Source organism: Streptomyces sp. NPDC127038 (assembly GCF_042725875.1).
Classification (GTDB): Bacteria; Actinomycetota; Actinomycetes; order Streptomycetales; family Streptomycetaceae; genus Streptomyces.
This window is the reverse complement of the sequence record NZ_JBHXDQ010000042.1, coordinates 60508-81028: the sequence shown is the minus strand read 5'-3', so window position 1 is coordinate 81028 and position 20521 is coordinate 60508. Positions and strand designations below refer to the sequence as shown.

Below are 20521 nucleotides of genomic sequence, written 5' to 3'. Positions count from 1 at the left end.
CAGGTCCCACACACGGACCGTCCCGTCGCTGCCTCCGGTGATTGCGTGAGGCCTGCTGTCGATCACCGTGCACGCGACAGCATTCACGGAACCCGAGTGCCCGCCGAGGACGTCACGGACCGTTCCGTCCGACAGGTCCCACACACGGACCGTCCCGTCGATGTCTCCGGTGATTGCGTGAGGCCTGCTGTCGATCACCGTGCACGCGACAGCATTCACGGAACCCGTGTATCGGTTGAGGACGTCACGGACCGTTCCGTCCGACAGATCCCACACATGGAGTGTCCCGTCGCTGCCTCCGGTGATTGCGTGAGGCCTGCTGTCGATCACCGTGCACGCGACAGCATTCACAGAACCCGGGTGTCTGACGTCACGGACCGTTCCGTCCGACAGATCCCACACACGGACCGCCCCGTCAAAGTCTTTGGTGACCGCGTGAGGCCTGCCGTCGATCACCGCGCACGCAACAGCATCCACGGCACCGATAAAGTCCGTGAGTGTGCTGTGGAGCGCGGGGTGTACGAGTGATCCGGTTGCCCAGCGAGGGCGCCATGAGAGCTCTAGGGACAGCTCGTGGGCGAGGTCGTGCTCCGCGTATCGGGCCGCGTCGATGGCGAGGATGTCCCGACGCCTTCGTGGGGTTGTCGTGGAATGGACACCGGCTGAGGCGCGGTAGATGGCGCAACGCAGACGACATTCATCGGAATTGGTGGCGTGGAAAGCCCGGAGCAGGTGGGCCGGTGTCGCGTGGACGAGAAAGTCACTGTCGTGCAGCGCCGTTTCGAGACAGCTTCCTGCGGCGGCGTGTGTGGCGAGGTGGTCTCGAACATACGGGTGTGCGGCCGGCCAGTCCCGGCGGGCGGTCCGAGCATCGTGGGGAATCCGGGCCAGGAGAGTTGTCGTGATCACCTGGTGCGCGGTCGTATCGTCTCCCAGCTCGCGCAGGTGCTCGGCCATCGTTTCGTGGAAAAGTCGGTAGGCCGACCCTGTCGATGTCTTGGTCTCGACCAGATAGGCGCCAGCATGTTCGAAGAGCCACCGTAGGTCTTCCTGAGGGCAGGGCACTTCGGACAGAGCCCCAGCCAGCGGTGCCCACAGTGTGGACCACGGCAGCCCTGCGCCCTGGGCGTAGGCCAGGGGGCGTAGCAGGCGCTCCACCTTCGGTCGGTCGGGACCGAAGCGTGCAAGGTACGCCGCGAAGGCTTGTCCCGCGTCACTCGGCAGATCCGTCTCCCAGCCGGGGCGCGCGGTGTCAATCATGATTTGGCCGTGGACCAGGGCACGTGCCGTCATTCGGGTGACGAGGAAGGACGCACCTGCCCGGGATGCGATACCTCGGGCGACCATGGCCGCTTCCTCGGGCGACCCTGCGTACGGGGAGCAACTGTCGGGGTCTTGGGCGTCCAGGAGGAGCGCGCAGGCGTAGTCGGCAACATCCTGGTTGGTGATGTGTTCGGGCAGGTCCAGGTCAATGGTGACCACAGCCCGGCCGAGTGCCGGGATCAGGGGGCGGCGGGTACCGACGATCAGACGTATTGCGGGCAGCGTGGTCAGGGGTTGCAGAAGTTCGCGCGCGATGCGGTTGCCCTCGGTGATGTCGCCTGCTGTGCCAGCTTCGTCGAGCGCGTCGACCACGACGACCATCGGCTGGCTCCGCTCGCCCAGTGCATCCAGGAGATCGTCACGGCCGCTGCCCTCGGGCAAACTGATTGCTGCGGCTAGGTCGGTCGCCAGATCTTCCAGTACGGCGCGGCGAGCATGAAGTCGCACGACGGTCAGGTCTGCCGGAGGTAGGGCCAGTTCGGGAGTATTGGCGCGCGCTGGGGCGTCGACGTCGGTGAGCATCAGGAAGCGGCCGAGCAGCGAGGATTTCCCCGACCCCGGGTTGCCGGTGATCACTCGTGCTTTGCGGTCGTGGCGCTGTCCGCCCAGCCACGAGGCCAGCGCGGTGAGGGCTGCGGTTCGTCCTGTGAAGTAGTCGCCGCGGTCGCTGGTGTGCTCCACGCCCCGACCGCGTGCCTCGAAATGGCCGCGGGTCTGCCTGCGCAGCCGGGTCAGGGTCTCAACATCCAGGTCATCGGCTGGCAGGCCTGGGATGTAAGCCCGGTTGCGGAAGAACGGGGCGTGGCCGTCGCTGTCGATGGTGGAGTGGCGGGCGTGCTGGGCAGGGTGCTCGTCGCGGAAGTACTCGTTGACCCGCTCCGTGACCTCCCGGACGCCCAGGTACTCCTGGTGGGCGCCTGCCCGTGGCTGCTCCAGAATGTGGGCCATGGCGTCCACAAAGGCGTTCTCTCGGGCACGTTCCTTGCCGCGGGCGGCTGCCATCATCCAGCGTCCGGCCGTGCCGCGCTGTGAGGAAGCCAGCTCGGCAGCCAGTCTCGCGATGTCCTCGGTGCCCGCGCCGGCGTAGCAGGTGTCGAGGACGACCAGGAGGTGCCCGACGGGACTGGCCATCAGCGGACGGCACAGATCCTCGCTGGCCAGCGCCGTTGTGTAACGGCCCGGCCTGCTGTCGGCGCAGAGCAGGTAATGGCGGTCAGTCGCCTTCGCGCCATGGCCGGCGAAATAGACGATCACCGCATCCTGTGGTCCGAGGTCAGTGTCCAGCACCCAATCCTCGATGCGCTCCGCCAGGTCCTTTCCGGGATCCGCAGCGAGTTCGGGCAGAACCACGGCGTAGTCCATGGACTCCAGCAGCTCGCGCACGCGTGCCACATCTGCCGGTACGCCCGGCAGATCATCGATCCCCGGGTCCGCGTACGTCCCGACGCCGACCGCGATCAAGAACCTGCGACCTTGCGGCGCCATGACTCAGTCCTCCAGCCCTCGGGCGACGGCCGTGCCCGTCCGCGGAGCGGTGAGGTAGCGCAACAGATCGTGCATCTGCATGCCGTTGGAGATCGAGGCATCGTCCACCCGGTCGCCGAACCGTGGACCGAGCCGGTCCGCGAGTGCCACAATGTCGCCGCGGTCGGCGATGTTCGTCCAGCGTCTGATCCCACCGGGCCAGCAGCCGACGTCCTTCGTCGGCCTCGGCTCGAGCCGGTCGAAGACCACGCTGCGCATCCCCAGGGGAGAGCCGAGCGTGACGAAGTCGGTGACCTGCCACTCCGGATGGGCGCACAGTGCCTCGTAGGCGACGACGGAGCCGAGCGAGTGCGCGACCAGCACCCGCGTCTCGTCGGTGATCTCCTCGGCGATGCGGGCCTGTGCCTGGCGTCTGAGCTCGGGTTCGGTCATGTACCGGCGGACCTGCTTGAGGGCGAAGACGAGCAGCCGGTCGGACACCTTCGCGAAGAAGCTTGATGCGCTCAGGGCGTCCAGCGCCGTCCGGACGCGCTCCGAGAGCAGGAGTCGAGAAGCTCCGAATCCGACCACTCCGCGGGAGTCGGCCGCATCGGGGCCAGGGACGGCCAGCTCGATCCGGGAGGCCTGTTCCCACCAGGCCTCCAGCAGTTCGATCTCCATGCCTTCATCGACGTCCGTCTCGTCCCACGGCGGGATGTCCAAGGAGCGCGTCCCCGCCTCGAAATACAGATCGCCGTAGAACGCGCAGGCCACGTCGCCCGCCTCCAGCCGCGGCCCGCCCGCGAGGCGGACACCGTCACGGAGCGCCGGCCCCACGTTTTGTCCCATCGACTCGGGGCCCAGAAACTCCTGCCCGATCCCGTGAACGACGACCACCCGTGCCATGATGCGCCCCCCGCTGCAACTGCCTTTGTGCGATCACACCGGTCTACAGGACAACGGGCATCAAAGGCAGCACAGTTCGTCAAATCCACCCGGAGAACGCCCCACGGGTGCCTCCAGGTCCGCGAGCCCCGAGCAGGCGACGGATCCGACAGCGATCAGCACCTGGCAGGATCGGGGCAGGCAACGTCGGGGGGATTCGGTGGGAAGTCAGCTACGTGTCGGTGAGGTCCTGCGGTCGGCGCGGAACAAGGACCCCGAGATCGCCGTCATCGACGGCTACCCGAACATTCATCACGTCACCGCCTCCAACCATCTCGCCCAGATCCAGCTGAGCAAGGGCATCAATCCCATTGCCGAGGTCAAGACACTCAGCGGGCAACGACGCCCGGCGATCTTGATCCGGTCCAGCCCGTGGAAGGCTGGCAGCGCGGAAACGCCCTGGCACGACGTGTTCGACCTGGACAACGGCCACATCAGCTACTTCGGAGACCACCGAGTCGAGCACACGGTCCCAGTGGGAAGCACCCAGGGCAACGCGCGCCTGCTCGAAGCCTTCGCCGAGCATGCGGCACCGACCGCGGAACAGCGCGCACAGGCCGTACCACTGCTGGTGTTCGCCGCGGTCTCCCGCAACAAGACGCCCAAGGGATACGTCGAGTTCTGCGGCGTCGCGGTCATCGAAGGCCTGGAGCAGATCGAGCAGAACGCCAACGGCAGGCCCTATCCCAACTACCGCTACGACCTGGCCGTCCTGGACCTGAGCCCGGAGGACGACCGACTCGACTGGGCATGGATCGAAGCCCGCGGGAACCCCGGACTCCGGACCGACGACGCACTCGCCCACGCTCCGCGCGCATGGCGCGAATGGGTCGAGCACGGTCACGCCGCACTACCCCGGGTACGACGGCAGACCGACGATGCCGCCCCCGGCCGGGCCACTCCTCGGCAAGCGAGCGGGGACGAGCGCGAGCTGCCGGACCTGTTCCCCGCACCGCGCAACTCGCACGACACGACACCACCGCTCCCAGGGCCGGCCGAGCCGTCGCAGCTGACGGCCGGTGGGCTGATGGACCGACTCGAAAGCCTCCAGGTCCACCAGAACAACGGCCGCCCCAGCAGACACAAGCCCCTCGCCCTGCTGTGGGCCGTCTCCAGGATCGCCGGCGGGCAACCCCGCCTCGCACCGTGGCGCCAGTTCCGCGACGATGTGGGCGGGTTGCTGGCAGAATTCGGCCTCCCTGAGTCCTCGACAACTCCCGAGTACCCCTTCTGGCACCTACGGACCAGCGGGTTGTGGGACCTCAACGGTCTCCCGCCCGAGCACTTTGCCAAGCCTCACTCCGCCACCTTCGACAGGCTCAACCCCCAAGCGGGCCTCACCGAGCAGGCGGCGGACCTGCTGAGCGACCCATTCGTCAGGACTCAGGCGATCGCCGTCCTCCGCGAGACCTACCTTGCCGACGTCGACCAACATGCCTTGTTGGAACGGCTGGGTCTGGCCGGCTACGAGAGCGCGAGCGGCGCCCCGGACGACATCGAGGACCGGGAAGGAGAAGCGGGGCCAGCCGCACGGCGCACCGCCATGCTCTCCCGCATCGTCCGCGACACCGAGTTGGCGGCCCGGGTCAAGCAGTTGCACGATGACCGCTGCCAGGTCTGCAACCTACAACTGCCCGCCCGGTTCGGCACCTACAGCGAGGCCGCCCACATCCGAGGCCTCGGCCGCCCACACCACGGCCCGGACAAACTGTCGAACCTGCTCGTCCTGTGCCCCAACCACCACGTCCAGTTCGACGCACTCGCCATCTACATCGACAGCGATGGCACAGTCCGCACGACCACGGACGACAGCCCCGTAGGAGAGCTCCGCCGGCACCCTGCCCACCGCATCGACGAAGCACACCTTCGCTACCACCGCGCACTCTGCGGCAGAGACCACCGCTGACAACCTGTGGCTGCAATCCTCCCCCGAACGGTGTACTTCACGGCAGTGGAACGAGCAGGGGCGGCACTCTGTGCGGGGGTGTCGCCCTTTCGGGCATGGTCTGCGGGGGCTGTCAAGATACGTTGCTGACCAGGCCAAATAGCGTTTGGCGGCGTTGGGTGCCGTTGAACCGCCTGAAGTCATTGTGCCCTCATTGTGCCCTCTGGGCGCGGTTAGGCCCGGTCACGCGCTGCGGTAGCCGTCGAGGGCGCGTACCGGGGCGCCCCTGGCGGAACCGAGCCCCCGTGACCCGCTTCCGGAGGTCGCGATCTGCTGAAACTCCGTGCGCGCACGGCATCTGCCGCATCGAACCCCGTGACCGTCGATCTGCTCTGACATAGCCTGCGGATGTGCTTCATCAAGTCACCCTCGACGGCGGCCTCGGGTTCTGCAATCAGGTGCTGCCGAGCCTGCTCCCTTCCGGTTACCACGGTCCGCTGGTTGTCGCACTCGACTCGAACGTCCTAATCGATCTTCAGCAGCACGGGACAGCGCTCATGAACGATGATTCGCTGCCTGACGAGGTCGAGGCGGACGCGGCCTATTTGGAGGAGTTGGACGGTCTTGCGGACATCCTCAACGTGTGGCTACTGCGCGACATCCGATTCGTTGTAACCCCCCGCTCGAAGACCGATGCCAAGAAGGTCTCTGAGCGCTTCCTTGAACGTCGGCTCCCCTCGATCGAGGCGCTCGCGGAGAGTCTGGCTTTCCAGATGGGAGACTGGACGATATCTGCCCCGTCGGATGGTCCGGCGCCCACGCCTGTTGGTGATGAGAGCGGTCTTCCAGAGGGAGCTGACCGCGACCTGGTGCTCGAAGCGCAAGCCATTGGCGCCCACGTCTTCCTCACCCGCGACCGGCTGGTCCTGGATCGTACGGTGCTTGTCGGACCGGCGATGGCTTTGCTGTCACCGGCTGGCTTGGAGGCCTATCTGGCTGCCGCTGGCGTCCAGTTGTTCTTGGGGGGCACGTGCGGCAGTGACGGGTGCCCATACACCGGCTGGCCCTTCCCCGCGCCGGACATGGGCAAGTGGGGCGGACTCCTGTCCATCCTGGGGAGTTCATAGCCATGCACGCGGCCGCGTTCAGGAGCCCCACCTAGGGCGCAGAACCCTTGCCAGACACACGGTGTCAGTGAAGGGGCGAGGCTACTGTGAACTGCTCGCCATCTGCACTGATTTCATGATCTCGACCCATTGTCAGACCCCTCTGGCATCGTTCCCTACGTCAGTTAGCGCTCAAGGAAGAGAGCATCGACGTGGACGTAGATCAGGCGCTCAGAGGGTGGCTCACTACCGAGCAGTACGAAGCCGCCGTCGCGCCGGAGGACGAAGTTCTTGCGCTCGCGGGTGCGGGGTCCGGGAAGTCGCGCACCCTGGCCGGTCGGGTCGCTCATAAGATCGCCAACGGGGCGAGTCCCGAGTCGGTCGTCGCATTCACCTTCACCGAGAAGGCCGGCGAGCAGATCAAGACGCGCGTAGCGCAAGCCCTAACGGTGTGCGGGGTGAACCCCCTCCTGGTCGGGGGTATGTACATCGGGACCATCCACGCATGGTGCCGTCGCGTCCTCGGAGACATGGATGCTCGCTACCGTCAGTTCGACGTCCTCGATGAGATGCAGTTCCTCGTCTACCTGATCTCTAGGTATCCCAAGCTCAACATCAATCCCTTGCGCGATGCGCACCCCACGGCGAAGGGGAAGAGGCGCGGGTATTTCGAGACACTAAAGGAACTGAGCCGCGCCTGGCACATGATGAATGACGAGCTGCTCGACCCTGCCCAGGTCGCCAACGAAGACCCTGCGCTGGGCGAAGCCCTGGAGCGGCTTCGTGACCACATGGAGCAGGACAACTTCATCGACTTCTCGCTCATGCAGCGCCTCGTCGTTGAGGCCCTCGAAGCGAAGGAACCCGGCGCTGTTCAAGCACTCGCGCCGCTGCGTCACGTACTCGTGGACGAGTATCAGGACGTCAACGTCGTGCAGGAGCGGCTCATTGGGCTTATGCACCAGAACTCGGAAACCGTGTTCGTCGTCGGAGACGACGACCAGGCCATCTACGGGTGGCGCGGGGCCGATGTCACCAACATCTTGGAGTTCAACCGCCGGTACCCCAACGCCGCCGTCCACAAGCTGCTGACCAACTTCCGGTCCACCTCGGCGATCGTCGAGGCCGCTGGCGACTTTGCTGCACAAGAGCTCGGTCCCGCCCGACTGCCGCAGCAGTTGCACGCGGCCACGAATCATGACCCGCGAGAGTTCGCAGTACTGAACTTCCCCGTGCGCCCCGTGGAAGCCGAGTTCGTCGCCGAACGCATCGACGAGCTGCTCGGTACAGCCTACGAGGAGTCCGACGGCACCGTGCGTGGCCTGACACCCGCCGACTTCGCCATTCTCATGCGTTCAACGGGACAGCCGGAATCTGACGGCACTAAGACCGTGTCCTATGTGGTGAGGCGGACGAGCTTCTTGTAGCAGCAGAGGGCGGCGGCGAGGCCGAGGAAGGCCAGGTAGTTGCGTGGGTGGCGTTCGTAGCGGTGGTTGAGCCGGCGGTAGCCGGTCAGCCAGGACATGGTCCGCTCGATGACCCAGCGCCGACGCCCTAACCGTTCGCTGGACTCGACTCCCTTGCGGGCAATGCGCACGCCAATGCGCTTACCTCTGAGCCATTTTCGCAGGTGGGGGATGTCGTAGGCCTTGTCTGCGTGAAGACGGCGGGGCTTGAAGTACCGGCCACGGTGAGGGTCGTGTCTCGTTTGGTGCCCGGTGATCATGGGCTTGAGGGCGAGGCTGTCGTGGGTGTTGGCCGCCGAGACGCCGACGAGGAGGGGCAGTCCGTTCGCGTCCGACAGGACGTGCATCTTGGAACCCGGCTTGCCCCGGTCCACGGGACTCGGACCTGTGAGTTCGCCCCTTTTTTCGCCCTCACGTGGGCGGAATCAAGGACTGCTCGGGAGAGGTCGAGCAGGCCGGCGTCGTCCAGGCGGTGCAGGATCTCCTCGTGCAGCCGACCCCATACTCCCGCCCGGGACCAGATCAAAAACCGGCGATGCGCGGTCGACTTCGATATCCCGAAGCACGGTGGCAGTGCTCGCCAGGCGCATCCGCTGACCAGCACGTAGATGATCGCCGCGAACAGCGTCTCATCAGGCGTGTCCTGTGTTCCGCCACCCTGCGGCCGCACCCTCGACGGCGGGATCAGCGGCTCCGCGATCTCCCACAACCCGTCCGGAACAATCCAACTCCACGTACCCCGCCCCATAACCAAGTCCAACGACCCAGCCCCACATAGGACACGGTCTAAGCGCCACACGGCCTACATTCAGGCCCTGGACGCGCGCAACATCCCGTACGACCTAAACGCCGGTGGGCAGCTCTTTGATAGGGCACAGCCAGCAGCGATCCGCAGCGCTTTCGAGCTGTTGCGCGATGCGATGCCGGACCGCACCCAAGTCGAAGATCTCTTCAATTCGGAACTCAAGAAGACCTTCCCCCAGGCCAATCTCAGCCGCGTCATCCGGGTGTTCGCCGACTGGGGGCGCCGCATCCATGCTCCCATCGCCCCCGGCCTGCCGCGACAGCGACTCTTCCCGCAGCAGCTCCTGCATGATCTGCTTGAAGCTTTGGATGTCGCCAACAGCGGTTTTGACGACGGAGTCATGGCGGATCTGGGTACGTTCAGCCGCATCCTTCAAGACATAGAGACCGTCTACCTTTCCATCGACGGTAAGTCACGTTTCGGTGAGCTTCTGAATTTCCTGCAGAACGTGGCTGGCGACGGCTATGAGACCGACAATCAGATGATGGCTCGCCCGGATGCCGTCACGGTCTCCACGGTCCACAAGGCCAAAGGGCTTGAGTTCCCCGTGGTCTTCGTCGTGGATGTCGAGAACGGACGCTTCCCCGGGCGACGCCGGAATTACGACGGCTGGATCCCGGAGATCTTGATTCAGCAGGCGATCGACAACGGCTCGTATCAGACCGGACCCCACGACCAGGCCCGCCTCTTCTACACGGCGATCACCCGTGCTGAACGCTTCCTCTATGTCACCGGTTCCGCACTGCTTCCCGGAGGTAAGCGGCTCACGAAGGCTTCGCCGTATACGGTTCGGCTGAATCATCCTGAGATCAGGCGAGACCTCCTGGACCCGACTGCTCCGTCGCGCGTCGTGCCTCCGGCGGAAGCGCAGCGCCGGCGCGGCGATGAGTCGGTCCTCCCGACGACGTACTCCCAGATCCATACTTTCATGCGATGTCCGCATGCTTACAAGTTGAGCGTCGTGAACGGCTTCTCGCCGCCGATCCCGGAGCTCTTCGGCTTCGGCCGGGCTGTACATGCCGCCGTGGGGAAGCTCCACCAGGTGTACAAGGACAAGGCCCCTACCTCCGACGAAGCCAGGGCTATCGCGGAGAACATGTTTCACCTTAAGCACGTAGCCCCCAGCTCTGATCCAGTCGATCGCCCAGGCGCCTACGAGAGGGCAAAGCAAAAGTCCTCGGACATCGCCTCTGACTACGCGGACGTGTACGGCACCGACTTCAAACTGAAGCGGCAAGTCGAGCTTCCCTTTGAAATCCCCGTGGAGGGGGCTGTTATCTCGGGAGCCATCGATCTTCTTCTGAGCGTGGATGACGCGGACAAGATCCACGACGCTGAGGTCATCGACTTCAAGACCATGGCGGGGGGACCCGAGCCGACCAACAACCCTGACTTGAACTGGGAAGATCTATCTCTCCAGGTGCAGCTGTATGGGAAGGGGGCCGAGCAGGTCCACGGCATGAATGCGCGGACGGGTGCCGTGCACTTGCTCAAGGATGGGCAGCGTGTGAAGGTTCCCGTCGACGCTGATGCGGTGGAGTCTGCCGTCGCCAACGTGGTGTGGGCGGTTAGTCGCATCACCGACGGCGACTTTCCGCAGCGTGGCTCCCGGACCAAGTGTGGTGGCTGCGATTTCAAGCAGATCTGCTCGAAGAAGCTGGAGCCCTTCAAGACGGAGGAAGAACCGCCGGACTTGCATCTTCCGGACGGAACCGATGGGAAGCGCTTCCTGAAGGTGAGTGCCTTCTCTCGCACGGGACCGAACGAGTAGCTCGACGAGGCGTGCCGGAGGAGCTTCCTCATTCTTCCAGAGTGAGGAAGCTCCTCCTTACCTCGGAGGCATTCGCAGTCTCAACACGCATCCACACACTTAAAGAACCTTGCCTTGTGCAATGACGATCTGTTCTGCCGTAAAGCGCATCAGAGGAATTTCGCGAGCTAGTTCCTCGTCGTGTGCGAATGGTGCATACTTCGGCAGTTCTCCTTCTTTGGCGTGCACCAAAGAATTCCTGACTTTGTAAATCCTTTTTTGCGATTGCGCTACGTACAGCATCTTCATCGTTCGCGCGAATGTTTACCTTACTCGCACCCGCAAAAGGGACGTCATTGTTTGTGTAGTGGCTGACCAAGGTCGTGTCATAGGCGTCTAGGTCGGCCACGAGGCGAGGCACGTTAACAAATCTATCGAGCACCAATTGCAGCGCCCGCTGTTCATTCACCCCGCCTTCATCCTTGACTTGGCGTTGAACCTTGGTGACGATCTTAATGATGGATTGAATATCCTTACTTCGACGGGCGGAGAAAGACGGATCGGTAATACCTGTTCGCACCTGGTTTACGAGGTCCTCGTTAAACACCTTCTCGAAGAAATGCTCGGCGATGTGATAGTAGGCCAAGTATTCCAGCAGTGGGATTTCTGCGGCGACGCCCATGAGGTAGTGGTGCACCAGGTCCGCGTCGTAGGTTTGCCTGGGGGCGTCAAGAGAACCAGATTGATTCCGCCGGATCCGCTGGATAGCTTGTGGCCGAAACATCGACTCTAGACCAATTCGAGCCGCTGCATCCGTGTTGTAAGCGGCATGAAATAGGAAGGAATTGGCGAGCGCCTCAAAGTCCGAGCGAGATTTGACGGCGCTGATTCGCAATGTAGTAGCGCGAAAGCCTGCGGCGAGGACGTCAAACAGTGAGTCACCTTCGACCGGATTGTAGCTGAACGCGCTCCGATCGTGGCCCGTTTGGCGAATCCGGTTCAGTGTTACCCTGGCCCTCGCGTACGTCAGGAGGGCAGGATTCTGCGCAAACATACAAAGAAGGTATGCGGCAAATTCTCGGGACGGCCTTCCAATCTTAAATGTTACGGGATTTTCACCTTGTCCCTCGAATGTCTTCTCCTCGAAAAATCTGTCGAAAGCGCCGACTTGATCGAGTGAGACCAAGGAAAACTCTGCTTCGTTTTCCCATTGGAAGGAACTCTCGGTCTTCAGTTTTGCGCTGTTGAGGCGAATCACAAGTTCTGCGATCTCGGCGCTATCTGCCCCCTTGATCGCTCCCCCGTCGGGTAGTGGAATGGGATCTCGCAAGAGGAAGTCACCGCTTACGGGTCCATCACTGCGGAAGACTCGCCGAAGCCCCTCTACGATGGAGCTTTCACTTATGGTCGGCTGTCCGCTCATAGCTACCTTCCTATGTGTTCGTGAAGGCGACCTCTGGCGTCCTTCCCGTGAAGCATTCTGGCTAGCGGAAAGTCGGCATGCACAACATTGAGGAAAGTCGAACATCAGTGCGCATGATGGAAGGTCGGCTCTGGCTGCACCTACTGAGTGACGGCATGCCCGTGGGAAGCTGGAGTGAGGCGCCACCGGGACGCCGACGAGGTCGATGTAGGGGGGTCACGTGCCGCAGGGTAGTCCGCGAGGTACGTACCTGGTCATTGCAGATGCGCTACGTAACGAGATTCAAGCGGAGTCCGGCAGCGGTGACTTGCCATCAGAGGCCGATCTGATGACCTCGTACGGCGTCTCCCGGAACACGATCCGCCGTGCGCTCAAGGTTCTCGAAGCTGACGGGGCTGTCGAGTCCGCTCCCGGGATCGGGTGGCGCGTGGCCCGGGCAGGTGACCGGCGGCCGCTCACGGAGCGCATGACGGACGTGATCAAAGAGGACTCTCTTTCAGTAGGGGACGCGTACCCGTCCGAAGCAAAGCTGTGTGAGCGGTTCGGAGCGTCCCGGACTGCCGTGCGCCGTGTTCTGGCTCAGATGGAGGGAAACGGTCTGCTCGCCACCGTGCACGGCAAGGGGCGGACCGTGCGCGCCCTCCCGGCGCCCACCGCCCGGCCGTAGTCTTGGCCGTCATGGGACTGACTGAGTGGGCGTACAAGCTCTCTGAATCGCTGCTGTCCGATCCGCTTCCACGCCGGTGGGCGCACTCGCTCGGGGTAGCCAAGCGCGCTCGGTTCCTGGGACCGATCCTGGGAGACGACGCGGAATTGTTGGAGGCCGCCGCCGTGCTGCATGACATCGGCTACTCGCCGGCCATCGCCGCTACGGGCTTCCATCCCTTGGATGGCGCGCGATTCCTCAGAGATCAGGAAGGTGCGGATGAACGGGTTGTTCGTCTCGTGGCGCATCACTCCTGTGCCTTGCTGGAAGCGGAGGAACGCGGCCTTCGTCAGGAACTTGAGGGCGAGTTCGAGCTAGAGCGGCCCGGCCTGGTCGACGCCTTGCTGTACTGCGACATGACGACCACGCCGGACGGGACGCAGACGACGCCGGCTGAGCGGCTGGACGAGATCGTGCACCGATACGGCCCGGACACGATCGTCGGTCGTTTCATCCAGCGCGCAGCCCCCGAGATCCATGCTGCGTCGAAGCGTGTCGGGGACCGGATGGCAGACGCCTCCGTCGGCCGTCAGCCGATGTAGGGCTCCTGCCGCGCATCAGCGAGACCGTGCCGGATGCGCAACATCATCGAAGGGTGGATGTCCAGCCCGTCAAGGTCCGCCGGAGAGATCCAGCGGACCTCTTTCGATTCGCTGCTTGTCCGTAGAGAACCGCCGACCGGGTGGGCACGGAAGCAGATGGAGAACTGCTGCCGGACCTCGCCGTCGTCGTACGCCAACACGTGCTGAGGGTCGGTGTAGAGCCCCACGATGTTGTCTACCTCGACGTCGATACCGGTCTCTTCTCGGACCTCACGAACGGCCGTGTCAGCGATGCGCTCGCCGATGTCGTGGCCACCGCCGGGCAGGGCCCAAAGATCGTTGTCCGTCTTGTGGATGAGCAACAAGTGTCCTGCATCGTCGCGGACCACTGCTGTCACCGAAGGGACCACGGAGTTGGCCTTTGGAGCGTTCGGGTCGCGGAAGTAATCGATCCGGCTCATCAGCGTGCGCCCTCCCAGTCGGCGGGTGAGGAGATCGGGCGAGCCGACTCCCATACCTTCTCAACACTCTCAGCGTAGGCGTCGAAGAGTTCGCCGCCTGGAACGCGACGTAGGTGGAGGACGGGAGCCATGTAAGCGCCGACCCCGTAGAGGTGACCGTTCGCCAGCATCTCCTCATCGGCCCGGTAGATCGAGTTGTAGAGCGTGGTGCCGTGCAAGCGGAACTCGACACCGGGGAGTCTGAACAGTGGGCCGTAGTTGACGAGGGCGTTTCGAATCTTGCCCGCCATCGCGGCGCCGATCCCTTCGTCCTCGCCCCGCACAGCCACAGCCGACGACTCGGGTTCTCCCAGCATGAAGCGGATGGGTACCCCGTCGGTCGCCTTCTCCTTCACGATGCGGTGAAACGTCGCGTCCTCGGTGAGCCAGAACCCCGAGTACACAAGTAGGTCGAACTGTCGGGTGGCTTTCGAGTACAGGTTCGTCCAAAGGGTCTGCATCACGACGGATCGGTGCGGATACAGCCTGACCAACTCCGCGTTGCCGGTGGCAGTCACTTCGGCCGACGTCTGTTCGTCCGGCCAGAGATACGAGACTTCGCACTTCAGGAGTGACGCGGTCGCGTACTGGAAGCGGCGGTACGGCTTGCGGTCCGGGTCGTTGATCCAGCGCTCTACCGTCTTGGCTGCAACACCGAGACGTTCGCCGACCTCATCGAGGGTCAGGCCTAAGTCGACTATCGCGCCGCGTAGTCGCTCGTTCGCCACGTCCAACCTCCTGTCGCTCGGGACGACTTGGTACGACTTCACGCTAGCTAAGAACGACCTGAGTCGTACAGGTGCGAAGTCGCTCGTCGTCGGCGCCGACGACAGTCTGTAGGTACATCGAGCGCGAGGGTCCGCCGAACTCCACGAAGCTGCAGAGCTTGACGGGGTGAACCTTCCTCTGCAAGATGAGGAACAGGTAATACATGTTCCTTATGCAGGGTCCGGAGAGCACGGCCCGGATTCCGCCCTGCGAAGAACTCAAGAGTGTGCCGACCCAGCCACCTGACCACAGGTGGTCGATGGGTGCGGGTCACCATCCCGACCGCCCATGTCGGGCCGGGTGTCCTGCCCTGACCCGCCCTTCGGGGCGGTGAGTGGCATCGCTCGATCTGAATTCCAGAGCACCTTCGAGGGCCCGCCCCTTACTTCAAGGCCACTTCACTCGCCAAGCGCAGAGGAGAAGCACATGAGCGACAGCCAGAACGGCGCCGTCTTCAACTTCGGCGACGGCGTCATCACCTTCGGCGGCTCCGTGGTCCTCGGTGACCAGGTGGCCGTCGCCGGCGGCATCGTCCACGGCGACGTCGTCATGGGCGCCAGCGCCAACACCCAGGACGACGACAACGAGTAGAGCCACTGCACGACAAACGCCCCGGTCAAGCCGCGAGGTGGCGGATCGAATCCGCCCCGGGGCACTGCACATTCCGGAGCGGCAGCACTCCCGGACAAGGACATCCCGCCGCTTCCGGCCTCCATCCCGACGTACCTGAAATGGAGAGATCCACCATGCGTATGCGCACTTTCGTCGCTGGGCAGGAAGCGCACGGCGACTCCGAGTTCGCGGAACTGGCGCTCGGAATCGACGTCGACCTGTTCCGGGGCCCGCTGGAGTCCGAGACGGACTTCGATCGCGCCGCCCGTGAGGACGCGGCTCGCGACGTCCTCGCCGACCTGCGGGCGGAGGCGGAGGCCGGTGACGAGATCGCCGGTTGGGACGCCCTGTACGCCGACGCGCTCACCCGCACCGTCCCGTTCCTGCGTGCCGCTCGCGGCCACCTGTCGATGGCGGGGGAGGCGGCATGAACACGGCCCGGAAGCCGCTGACGAAAGTTCAGATCAGTGTTCTGACAGCTGCGTTCGGGCCCATGCTGGCCACCGGCGTGGTGGGCGGTATCGGCACGTACAGCAACATCGGACACGCCTACGGCACTGGAACCGCCCTCGGCGCCCTCGGCGCCGGCGAGGGCGCCACGGCCGTGCTCGCCCTGGTCCTGTTAGGGCTGACGATGTTGGGGCAGTCCTCCCCGCGCGTCGTGCGGGTGGGCCTGTGGGCGTTGCCGGCTGCCGCCGCCGTCATGGGCGCCATGGCCGCACCGGACCCGGGCCGCACGGTCGTCTACGCCCTGACCCCGATGGGCATGTCGGTGTCGGCGGAGGGCATGGCGTTCCTCGCCCGCCGGATCGTCGTGCACACCGATGGCCGCGACGCGGAGCACGAGCGGCGCACGGCGGACATCGTGCAGGCTCTCGCCTACCACCGGGCCCGTGCCGCCCACCACCCCGTCGACCGGGTCCGGAAGCGGTCCGATCGGGCGTCGTGGCGACTCGCCCGCAAGGTCGGAGTCGGGGACGCCGCGCTCGGATCGAGGCTGCTGGACGTGCAGCGCGACCGGATCACGGACGGCGCGGACGCTGCGCTCGCCTCGATGTTCGGTGCCACCACCCCGGCCCTTCCTGTCGTCACAAATGCGGAGGAATTGGCCGAAGATAGTCGAGAACGGTCTACCTCTGACCTGCTCGGATCGGGCACGCCGACGGTTGTTCTGACGCGGCTCACGGTGCCGAATCCGCTGCCGGTCGACCTCGGCAAGTCGGGCGGCGGCATGAAGTCGATGCCCGCGGTCGTCCCGGTGATGAAGCCGGCCCCGATCGCTCCAACACCTGTCCGCTCGGTCCCGGCCGCGTCGCCCGCCCGACGTCGGGCGACGGGTCGCGTCCCGGTCGCCGCCAAGTCGCCTCGCACCCGCCGCACTCCCGATCAACTCATGGCGGAGGCGCGGAAGGCGACGGCCGGATGGGCAGACGCTGAGGTGACCGGGGAGGGCATCCGCCGGGCCCTGCGCACGTCGCCGGCGAACGCCCGCATGCTGCGTGACGCCCTGCTCGCCGAACGCGCCACCACGGTGGTGGCGCCGTGAACACCCTCGCCGCCCTCTTACCGGCCGTGCCCGCTCTCGGGTGGGCGGTACATCTCCGGTGGCTGCACGGACGTCTGACGGCCGCGCGCCGTGACCCGCTCACAGAGTTGTGGACGCGGGATGCGTTCACCCGTCGGGCCCGTCGCCTGTTGCGCGACCCGCGCGCCGTGGTCGTGCTGGCGGACGTCGACCGCTTCAAGCAGATCAACGACACTCACGGCCATGCGGCCGGTGACGTGCTGCTGACCACGATCGCGGGCCGGCTCGCCCACGGCGCCAGCCCCGGCGGTGTCGCGGGACGGTTGGGCGGGGACGAATTCGCCGCCGTCGTCATCGACCGCGACGGCACGGCCGCCGAACGGCTGGACACCCTCGCCCGTGTCCTCGCCCGGCCGGTCGACACCGCCCCCGACGTTCACACCACGGTGTCCTTGGGGTGGGTGCGGGCCGTCGACCACCCGGGCGAGGACCTGTCCGCGCTGATGCGTCGCGCGGACGAGGCGATGTACGCGGCCAAGCGGTCGGGCCGGTTCGGCTCTCGCCGTGCCCGGCTCGGGCGGCTGCTCGGGTCGGCTGCCGGTCGTCGTCCGGGACGGCGCGGGGCGGCGTGAGCACGCTGCCTGTCTTCCGGTGGCACCTCGCCCCGGACGGCTACGCCACCCGCCGTCAACTCCGGGCCCGGAACCTGCGGCCCGGTGGTCAGCAGGTGGCCGCGACGCTCGAACGCCCGCGCCGCCGGCGCCCGCCGCTGGTCGCCTATCTGTACCGCGTCGACCTCGCCAAGCCGGTCCGCCCGATGACCGCGGGCCGGTGGCAGGCCCACGCCGCGATGATGCGCGCCCGCCGCACCTGCCCCGAGTGCCACCGGGATGCCGGATACGTCATCCCGCCCTCGCTCGGATCGTGCGTGACCTGCGCCTATCCCGAAGAACAGCGCGCTGCCTGAACTGCCCTACATCCCCGGGACCGGCCGCCCGACCTTCCACAGCAAGCCGGCCGGACCCGTCGACTCCCGAAGGAGTACGCACATCGTGACCGAGACCACCACCTTCACGCCCGCCGGGGACCCGGAAGGCACCGAACAGCCGACGGCCGACGTGCTGCCGTTCCCGCTGAAGAAGAAGACCGACCCCGACCCGACCGCCCCGAGTGAGGGCGTGGTGAAGCCGGGCGAGTGGGAGGCCGAACTCCCCGACACCGACGACCCGGAGGCCGACGGCCTGAACGACGGCGCCCCGGTCGACCCGCCGCGCGAGGTCTACCCGCCCTCGGCCGCGGAATGGATGCAGGAGCGGGACAAGACCCGCCTTCCCGTCCTGCCGGACTGGGTCAAACTCCCCGACCAGCGAACGGCCGTCCGCAAGTGGGCGGTGCGCCACTACTCGGCCGTGGTCGGATATCACGCGGTCCGTCTGCCGCTGGTCTACACGCCGAAGATCTGCCTGTACGCGCCGCGCGGCGCGTGGCGCTGGTCGACCGCAACCGGCCGGTGGGTGTTCGACTCGGAGGGCAAGACGCTGCGGCTCGCGGCCGTGGCCGCCGAGGACGCGGCCGAGTACCTGAAGCTGTCGCGGCAGCGCAACGACCGCGTCCGACTGCGCGGCATCGTCGCGGCCATCGCGTCCATGGTCGGCCTGGCCGCCGCCCTGACCCTCTACGTGATGGCGCCATCGTGGCTGCTGTTACTGGCCATGGCCACCCTCACCACGACCCTCGGCGCGGTCGGGGCACCTGCGGACCGGCCGCTGATCGACATGGCCAAGGTGACGTTCCGCAAGCGGCGGCTGTCCTCGGACATCGTGATCCGCGCGCACGAGGTGGCCGGGCTGACCAGCAAGGATCAGACGGTTGCCTTCCCCCGGCCGATCGGCCGCGACGGCGACGGATGGCGCGTCGTGGTGGACCTGCCCTACGGCAAGACGTTCGAGGACGCGATGAAGGCACACGGCCGCCTCGCCTCCGGCATGGACATCGCCCCAACTCAGCTCTTCCTGGACAAGGACGAGACGAGCGGCCGGCGGGTGTCGTACTGGATCGCCGACCGCGACCCGCTCGCCGTCCCGTCCGGCAAGTCGCCGCTGCTGGGAGCGACCCGGGTCGACTTCTGGAAGCCGTTCCCGTGGGGCGTGGACGAGCGCGGCAACGCGGTCATGGCCACCATGCTGTGGCTGTCGCTGCTGGTCGGCGCCGTGCCCCGGCAGGGCAAGACGTTCTCCGCCCGCACCATCGCGCTCGCCGCCGCGCTGGACCCATACGTGCGCCTGTATGTGTTCGACGGGAAGGCGTCGCCGGACTGGCGCAAGTTCGCGCTGGTCGCGCACCGCATCGGGTTCGGCATCGTGCCCAAGAACGGCATCGACCCCGTGGCGCATCTGCTCACCTCGCTGCGGGAGCTGAAGGCGGACGTCGAGGACCGCTACCACCGGCTCTCCGAACTGCCGCTGCACATCTGCCCGGAGGGCAAGCTGACCCCGGAGATCAGCCGGGACCGGAAGCTGAACATGCCGCTCACGCTGTTCGTGGTGGACGAGGTGCAGGAGTACCTGACCCACCCCGAGCACGGCAAAGAGATCCTGTCCCTGATGGTCTACCTCGCCCGCGTCGCCCCCGCGGTCGGCGTCTCGGTGATGACGGCGACGCAGAAGCCGGACGACAAGGCGTGCCCCTCGGAGCTGCGTGACCAGCATCAGGCCCGGTTCGCCCTGCGGGTCGGCGCCTACCAGGTCTCCGACACCATCCTCGGCGCCGGCTCGTACTCGGAGGGGTTGGACGCGTCCAAGCTCCTGAAGTCCCACAAGGGCGTCGGACTGCTCAAGGGCATGTCGGACGACTCGGGGATCGTACGGACCTACCTCGCCGACGGCCGCGACGCGGAGCGCATCCTGACCCGGGCCGCAGCGCTGCGCGAGGCCGAGGGCACGCTGTCCGGCGACGCGGTCGGCGAGGCACCGGCCCCGGAGACGTCCGCGACGATCCTGGACGACGTTGCCGCTGTCCTCGGCAAGGGCGAGGCCAAGGTGTGGTCCGAGACCATCGTGGACCGCCTCGCCGACCTGCGCCCCGACACCTACGGCCCGTGGGCGGAGCTGGAGCCCAAGCCGAAGGCGGAAGCGCTCACGGCCGCGCTCAAGCCGTTCGGGATCGGCACCGGGCAGATCAGCCGGCGCATCGACGGCGAACAAGTCAACAAGCGCGGCATCAAGCGCGACGACATCGCCACCGCGATTACACAGCGCAACCAGAAGCGGGACGCCGGATAGGTCTCCGAGGGTGCTACCGGTAGCGGCACACGTCGCTACCGGTAGCAACCCTGCTAGCAACCCAAACCGCACCTGATCAGGCTGCTAGCACGTAGCGGCCCATCTGCGAAACCCTCGAAAACCCCTCCGAGAGGCCCCTGATGAGCCTTCCCGTCCTCGCTGTCGCATGCCTGCTCACTGTCACGTTCGGTTACGTCGGTAAGTGCTGGCTGAGCCCGTTCGGCGACTGCCGCAAGTGCCACGGCATGGGCCACGCCTTCAAGACCGACCGCAAGGGCAGGACCCGCCGCGGCCGCGACTGCCGACGCTGCCACGCCACCGGCAAGCGCATACGCGTCGGCCGCTGGATCTACAACCGCGCCGCGCGCACCTACCGCGCCGGCACCCGATGACCACCCCACCCGACGCGCGGCGGCTGCA

The 20521-nt window shown here is 65.9% G+C and carries 19 protein-coding genes; 13 read left to right on the top strand and 6 right to left on the bottom strand.

The window, feature by feature from the left end; genetic code table 11:
- On the bottom strand, window positions 1-2808 hold a 2808-nt coding region (locus tag ACFWI4_RS26195; protein WP_387200667.1), incomplete at its 3' end, for a caspase family protein.
- A gap of 3 nt (window positions 2809-2811) precedes the next feature.
- Window positions 2812-3693, bottom strand: a complete 882-nt coding sequence (locus ACFWI4_RS26190; protein WP_387200664.1) for an antibiotic ABC transporter ATP-binding protein — start codon at window positions 3691-3693, stop codon at window positions 2812-2814.
- A 199-nt stretch (window positions 3694-3892) separates the two neighbouring features.
- On the opposite strand from ACFWI4_RS26190, the gene ACFWI4_RS26185 reads away from it, so the two are divergent.
- The 3 genes from ACFWI4_RS26185 to ACFWI4_RS26175 all read left to right on the top strand — a co-directional run bounded on the left by ACFWI4_RS26185 (window position 3893) and on the right by ACFWI4_RS26175 (window position 8150).
- Window positions 3893-5638: an HNH endonuclease gene (locus tag ACFWI4_RS26185; protein ID WP_387200661.1), complete on the top strand. Its 1746-nt coding sequence runs from the start codon at window positions 3893-3895 to the stop codon at window positions 5636-5638.
- Window positions 5639-6027: 389 nt separating this feature from the next.
- On the top strand, window positions 6028-6744 hold the full coding sequence (locus tag ACFWI4_RS26180) for a hypothetical protein (RefSeq protein ID WP_387200658.1): 717 nt from the start codon (window positions 6028-6030) through the stop codon (window positions 6742-6744).
- A 191-nt stretch (window positions 6745-6935) separates the two neighbouring features.
- Window positions 6936-8150 (top strand): UvrD-helicase domain-containing protein, encoded by a 1215-nt coding sequence (locus ACFWI4_RS26175; protein WP_387200655.1) that lies wholly within the window; start codon window positions 6936-6938, stop codon window positions 8148-8150.
- Here the strand turns inward: ACFWI4_RS26175 and ACFWI4_RS26170 are convergent.
- Window positions 8120-8898, bottom strand: a protein-coding gene (locus ACFWI4_RS26170; protein WP_387200652.1) for an IS5 family transposase whose coding sequence is annotated in 2 segments (ribosomal slippage) — window positions 8120-8589 and window positions 8589-8898 — 780 coding nt in all. Because the reading frame shifts where the segments join, the coding sequence is not laid out codon by codon here. The genes ACFWI4_RS26175 and ACFWI4_RS26170 overlap by 31 nt on opposite strands.
- Here ACFWI4_RS26170 and ACFWI4_RS26165 point away from each other — a divergent pair.
- Window positions 8798-10765: a PD-(D/E)XK nuclease family protein gene (locus ACFWI4_RS26165; protein ID WP_387200649.1), complete on the top strand. Its 1968-nt coding sequence runs from the start codon at window positions 8798-8800 to the stop codon at window positions 10763-10765. The two genes, ACFWI4_RS26170 and ACFWI4_RS26165, sit on opposite strands and share 101 nt — an antisense overlap.
- Before the next feature lie 28 nt (window positions 10766-10793).
- On the opposite strand, the gene ACFWI4_RS26160 is transcribed toward ACFWI4_RS26165, so the two are convergent.
- Complete coding sequence (locus tag ACFWI4_RS26160; RefSeq protein WP_387200646.1) at window positions 10794-12167, bottom strand: hypothetical protein; 1374 nt, start codon at window positions 12165-12167, stop codon at window positions 10794-10796.
- Between the two features lie 220 nt (window positions 12168-12387).
- On the opposite strand from ACFWI4_RS26160, the gene ACFWI4_RS26155 reads away from it, so the two are divergent.
- Together ACFWI4_RS26155 and ACFWI4_RS26150 are read left to right on the top strand one after the other, a co-directional pair.
- Window positions 12388-12834, top strand: coding sequence for a GntR family transcriptional regulator (locus ACFWI4_RS26155; RefSeq protein WP_387200643.1), 447 nt, complete (start codon window positions 12388-12390; stop codon window positions 12832-12834).
- Window positions 12835-12845: 11 nt separating this feature from the next.
- On the top strand, window positions 12846-13415 hold the full coding sequence (locus ACFWI4_RS26150; RefSeq protein WP_387200640.1) for an HD domain-containing protein: 570 nt from the start codon (window positions 12846-12848) through the stop codon (window positions 13413-13415).
- On the opposite strand, the gene ACFWI4_RS26145 is transcribed toward ACFWI4_RS26150, so the two are convergent.
- Together ACFWI4_RS26145 and ACFWI4_RS26140 are read right to left on the bottom strand one after the other, a co-directional pair.
- Entirely contained in the window at window positions 13403-13876 is a 474-nt protein-coding gene (locus ACFWI4_RS26145) for an NUDIX domain-containing protein (protein ID WP_387200637.1), read from the bottom strand. The two genes, ACFWI4_RS26150 and ACFWI4_RS26145, sit on opposite strands and share 13 nt — an antisense overlap.
- On the bottom strand, window positions 13876-14643 hold the full coding sequence (locus ACFWI4_RS26140; RefSeq protein ID WP_387200634.1) for a helix-turn-helix domain-containing protein: 768 nt from the start codon (window positions 14641-14643) through the stop codon (window positions 13876-13878). The genes ACFWI4_RS26145 and ACFWI4_RS26140 overlap by 1 nt, the downstream gene beginning before the upstream one ends.
- A gap of 466 nt (window positions 14644-15109) precedes the next feature.
- On the opposite strand from ACFWI4_RS26140, the gene ACFWI4_RS26135 reads away from it, so the two are divergent.
- The 7 genes from ACFWI4_RS26135 (at window position 15110) to ACFWI4_RS26105 (ending at window position 20493) form a co-directional block, all read left to right on the top strand.
- Entirely contained in the window at window positions 15110-15274 is a 165-nt protein-coding gene (locus ACFWI4_RS26135; protein ID WP_387200631.1) for a hypothetical protein, read from the top strand.
- Window positions 15275-15435: 161 nt separating this feature from the next.
- Complete coding sequence (locus ACFWI4_RS26130) at window positions 15436-15726, top strand: hypothetical protein (protein ID WP_387200679.1); 291 nt, start codon at window positions 15436-15438, stop codon at window positions 15724-15726.
- Entirely contained in the window at window positions 15723-16841 is a 1119-nt protein-coding gene (locus ACFWI4_RS26125; protein WP_387200628.1) for a conjugal transfer protein, read from the top strand. The genes ACFWI4_RS26130 and ACFWI4_RS26125 overlap by 4 nt, the downstream gene beginning before the upstream one ends.
- On the top strand, window positions 16838-17452 hold the full coding sequence (locus ACFWI4_RS26120) for a GGDEF domain-containing protein (protein WP_387200625.1): 615 nt from the start codon (window positions 16838-16840) through the stop codon (window positions 17450-17452). The genes ACFWI4_RS26125 and ACFWI4_RS26120 overlap by 4 nt, the downstream gene beginning before the upstream one ends.
- A complete protein-coding gene (locus tag ACFWI4_RS26115) occupies window positions 17449-17787 on the top strand; it encodes an RRQRL motif-containing zinc-binding protein (RefSeq protein ID WP_387200622.1) in 339 nt (112 codons plus the stop codon). The genes ACFWI4_RS26120 and ACFWI4_RS26115 overlap by 4 nt, the downstream gene beginning before the upstream one ends.
- An 85-nt stretch (window positions 17788-17872) precedes the next feature.
- Window positions 17873-20101, top strand: a complete 2229-nt coding sequence (locus tag ACFWI4_RS26110) for a cell division protein FtsK (protein WP_387200619.1) — start codon at window positions 17873-17875, stop codon at window positions 20099-20101.
- A gap of 140 nt (window positions 20102-20241) precedes the next feature.
- Window positions 20242-20493 (top strand): hypothetical protein, encoded by a 252-nt coding sequence (locus tag ACFWI4_RS26105; protein ID WP_387200616.1) that lies wholly within the window; start codon window positions 20242-20244, stop codon window positions 20491-20493.
- Window positions 20494-20521 lie beyond the last annotated feature (28 nt).

Excerpts from the sequence above, each read along its gene's own strand:
- ACFWI4_RS26145 (WP_387200637.1), bottom strand. The coding sequence starts at position 13,876 with ATGAGCCGGATCGATTACTTCCGCGACCCGAACGCTCCAAAGGCCAAC.
- ACFWI4_RS26150 (WP_387200640.1), top strand. The coding sequence starts at position 12,846 with ATGGGACTGACTGAGTGGGCGTACAAGCTCTCTGAATCGCTGCTGTCC.
- ACFWI4_RS26160 (WP_387200646.1), bottom strand. The coding sequence starts at position 12,167 with ATGAGCGGACAGCCGACCATAAGTGAAAGCTCCATCGTAGAGGGGCTT.
- ACFWI4_RS26125 (WP_387200628.1), top strand. The coding sequence starts at position 15,723 with ATGAACACGGCCCGGAAGCCGCTGACGAAAGTTCAGATCAGTGTTCTG.
- ACFWI4_RS26105 (WP_387200616.1), top strand. The coding sequence starts at position 20,242 with ATGAGCCTTCCCGTCCTCGCTGTCGCATGCCTGCTCACTGTCACGTTC.
- ACFWI4_RS26135 (WP_387200631.1), top strand. The coding sequence starts at position 15,110 with ATGAGCGACAGCCAGAACGGCGCCGTCTTCAACTTCGGCGACGGCGTC.
- ACFWI4_RS26130 (WP_387200679.1), top strand. The coding sequence starts at position 15,436 with ATGCGCACTTTCGTCGCTGGGCAGGAAGCGCACGGCGACTCCGAGTTC.
- ACFWI4_RS26165 (WP_387200649.1), top strand. The coding sequence starts at position 8,798 with ATGATCGCCGCGAACAGCGTCTCATCAGGCGTGTCCTGTGTTCCGCCA.
- ACFWI4_RS26190 (WP_387200664.1), bottom strand. The coding sequence starts at position 3,693 with ATGGCACGGGTGGTCGTCGTTCACGGGATCGGGCAGGAGTTTCTGGGC.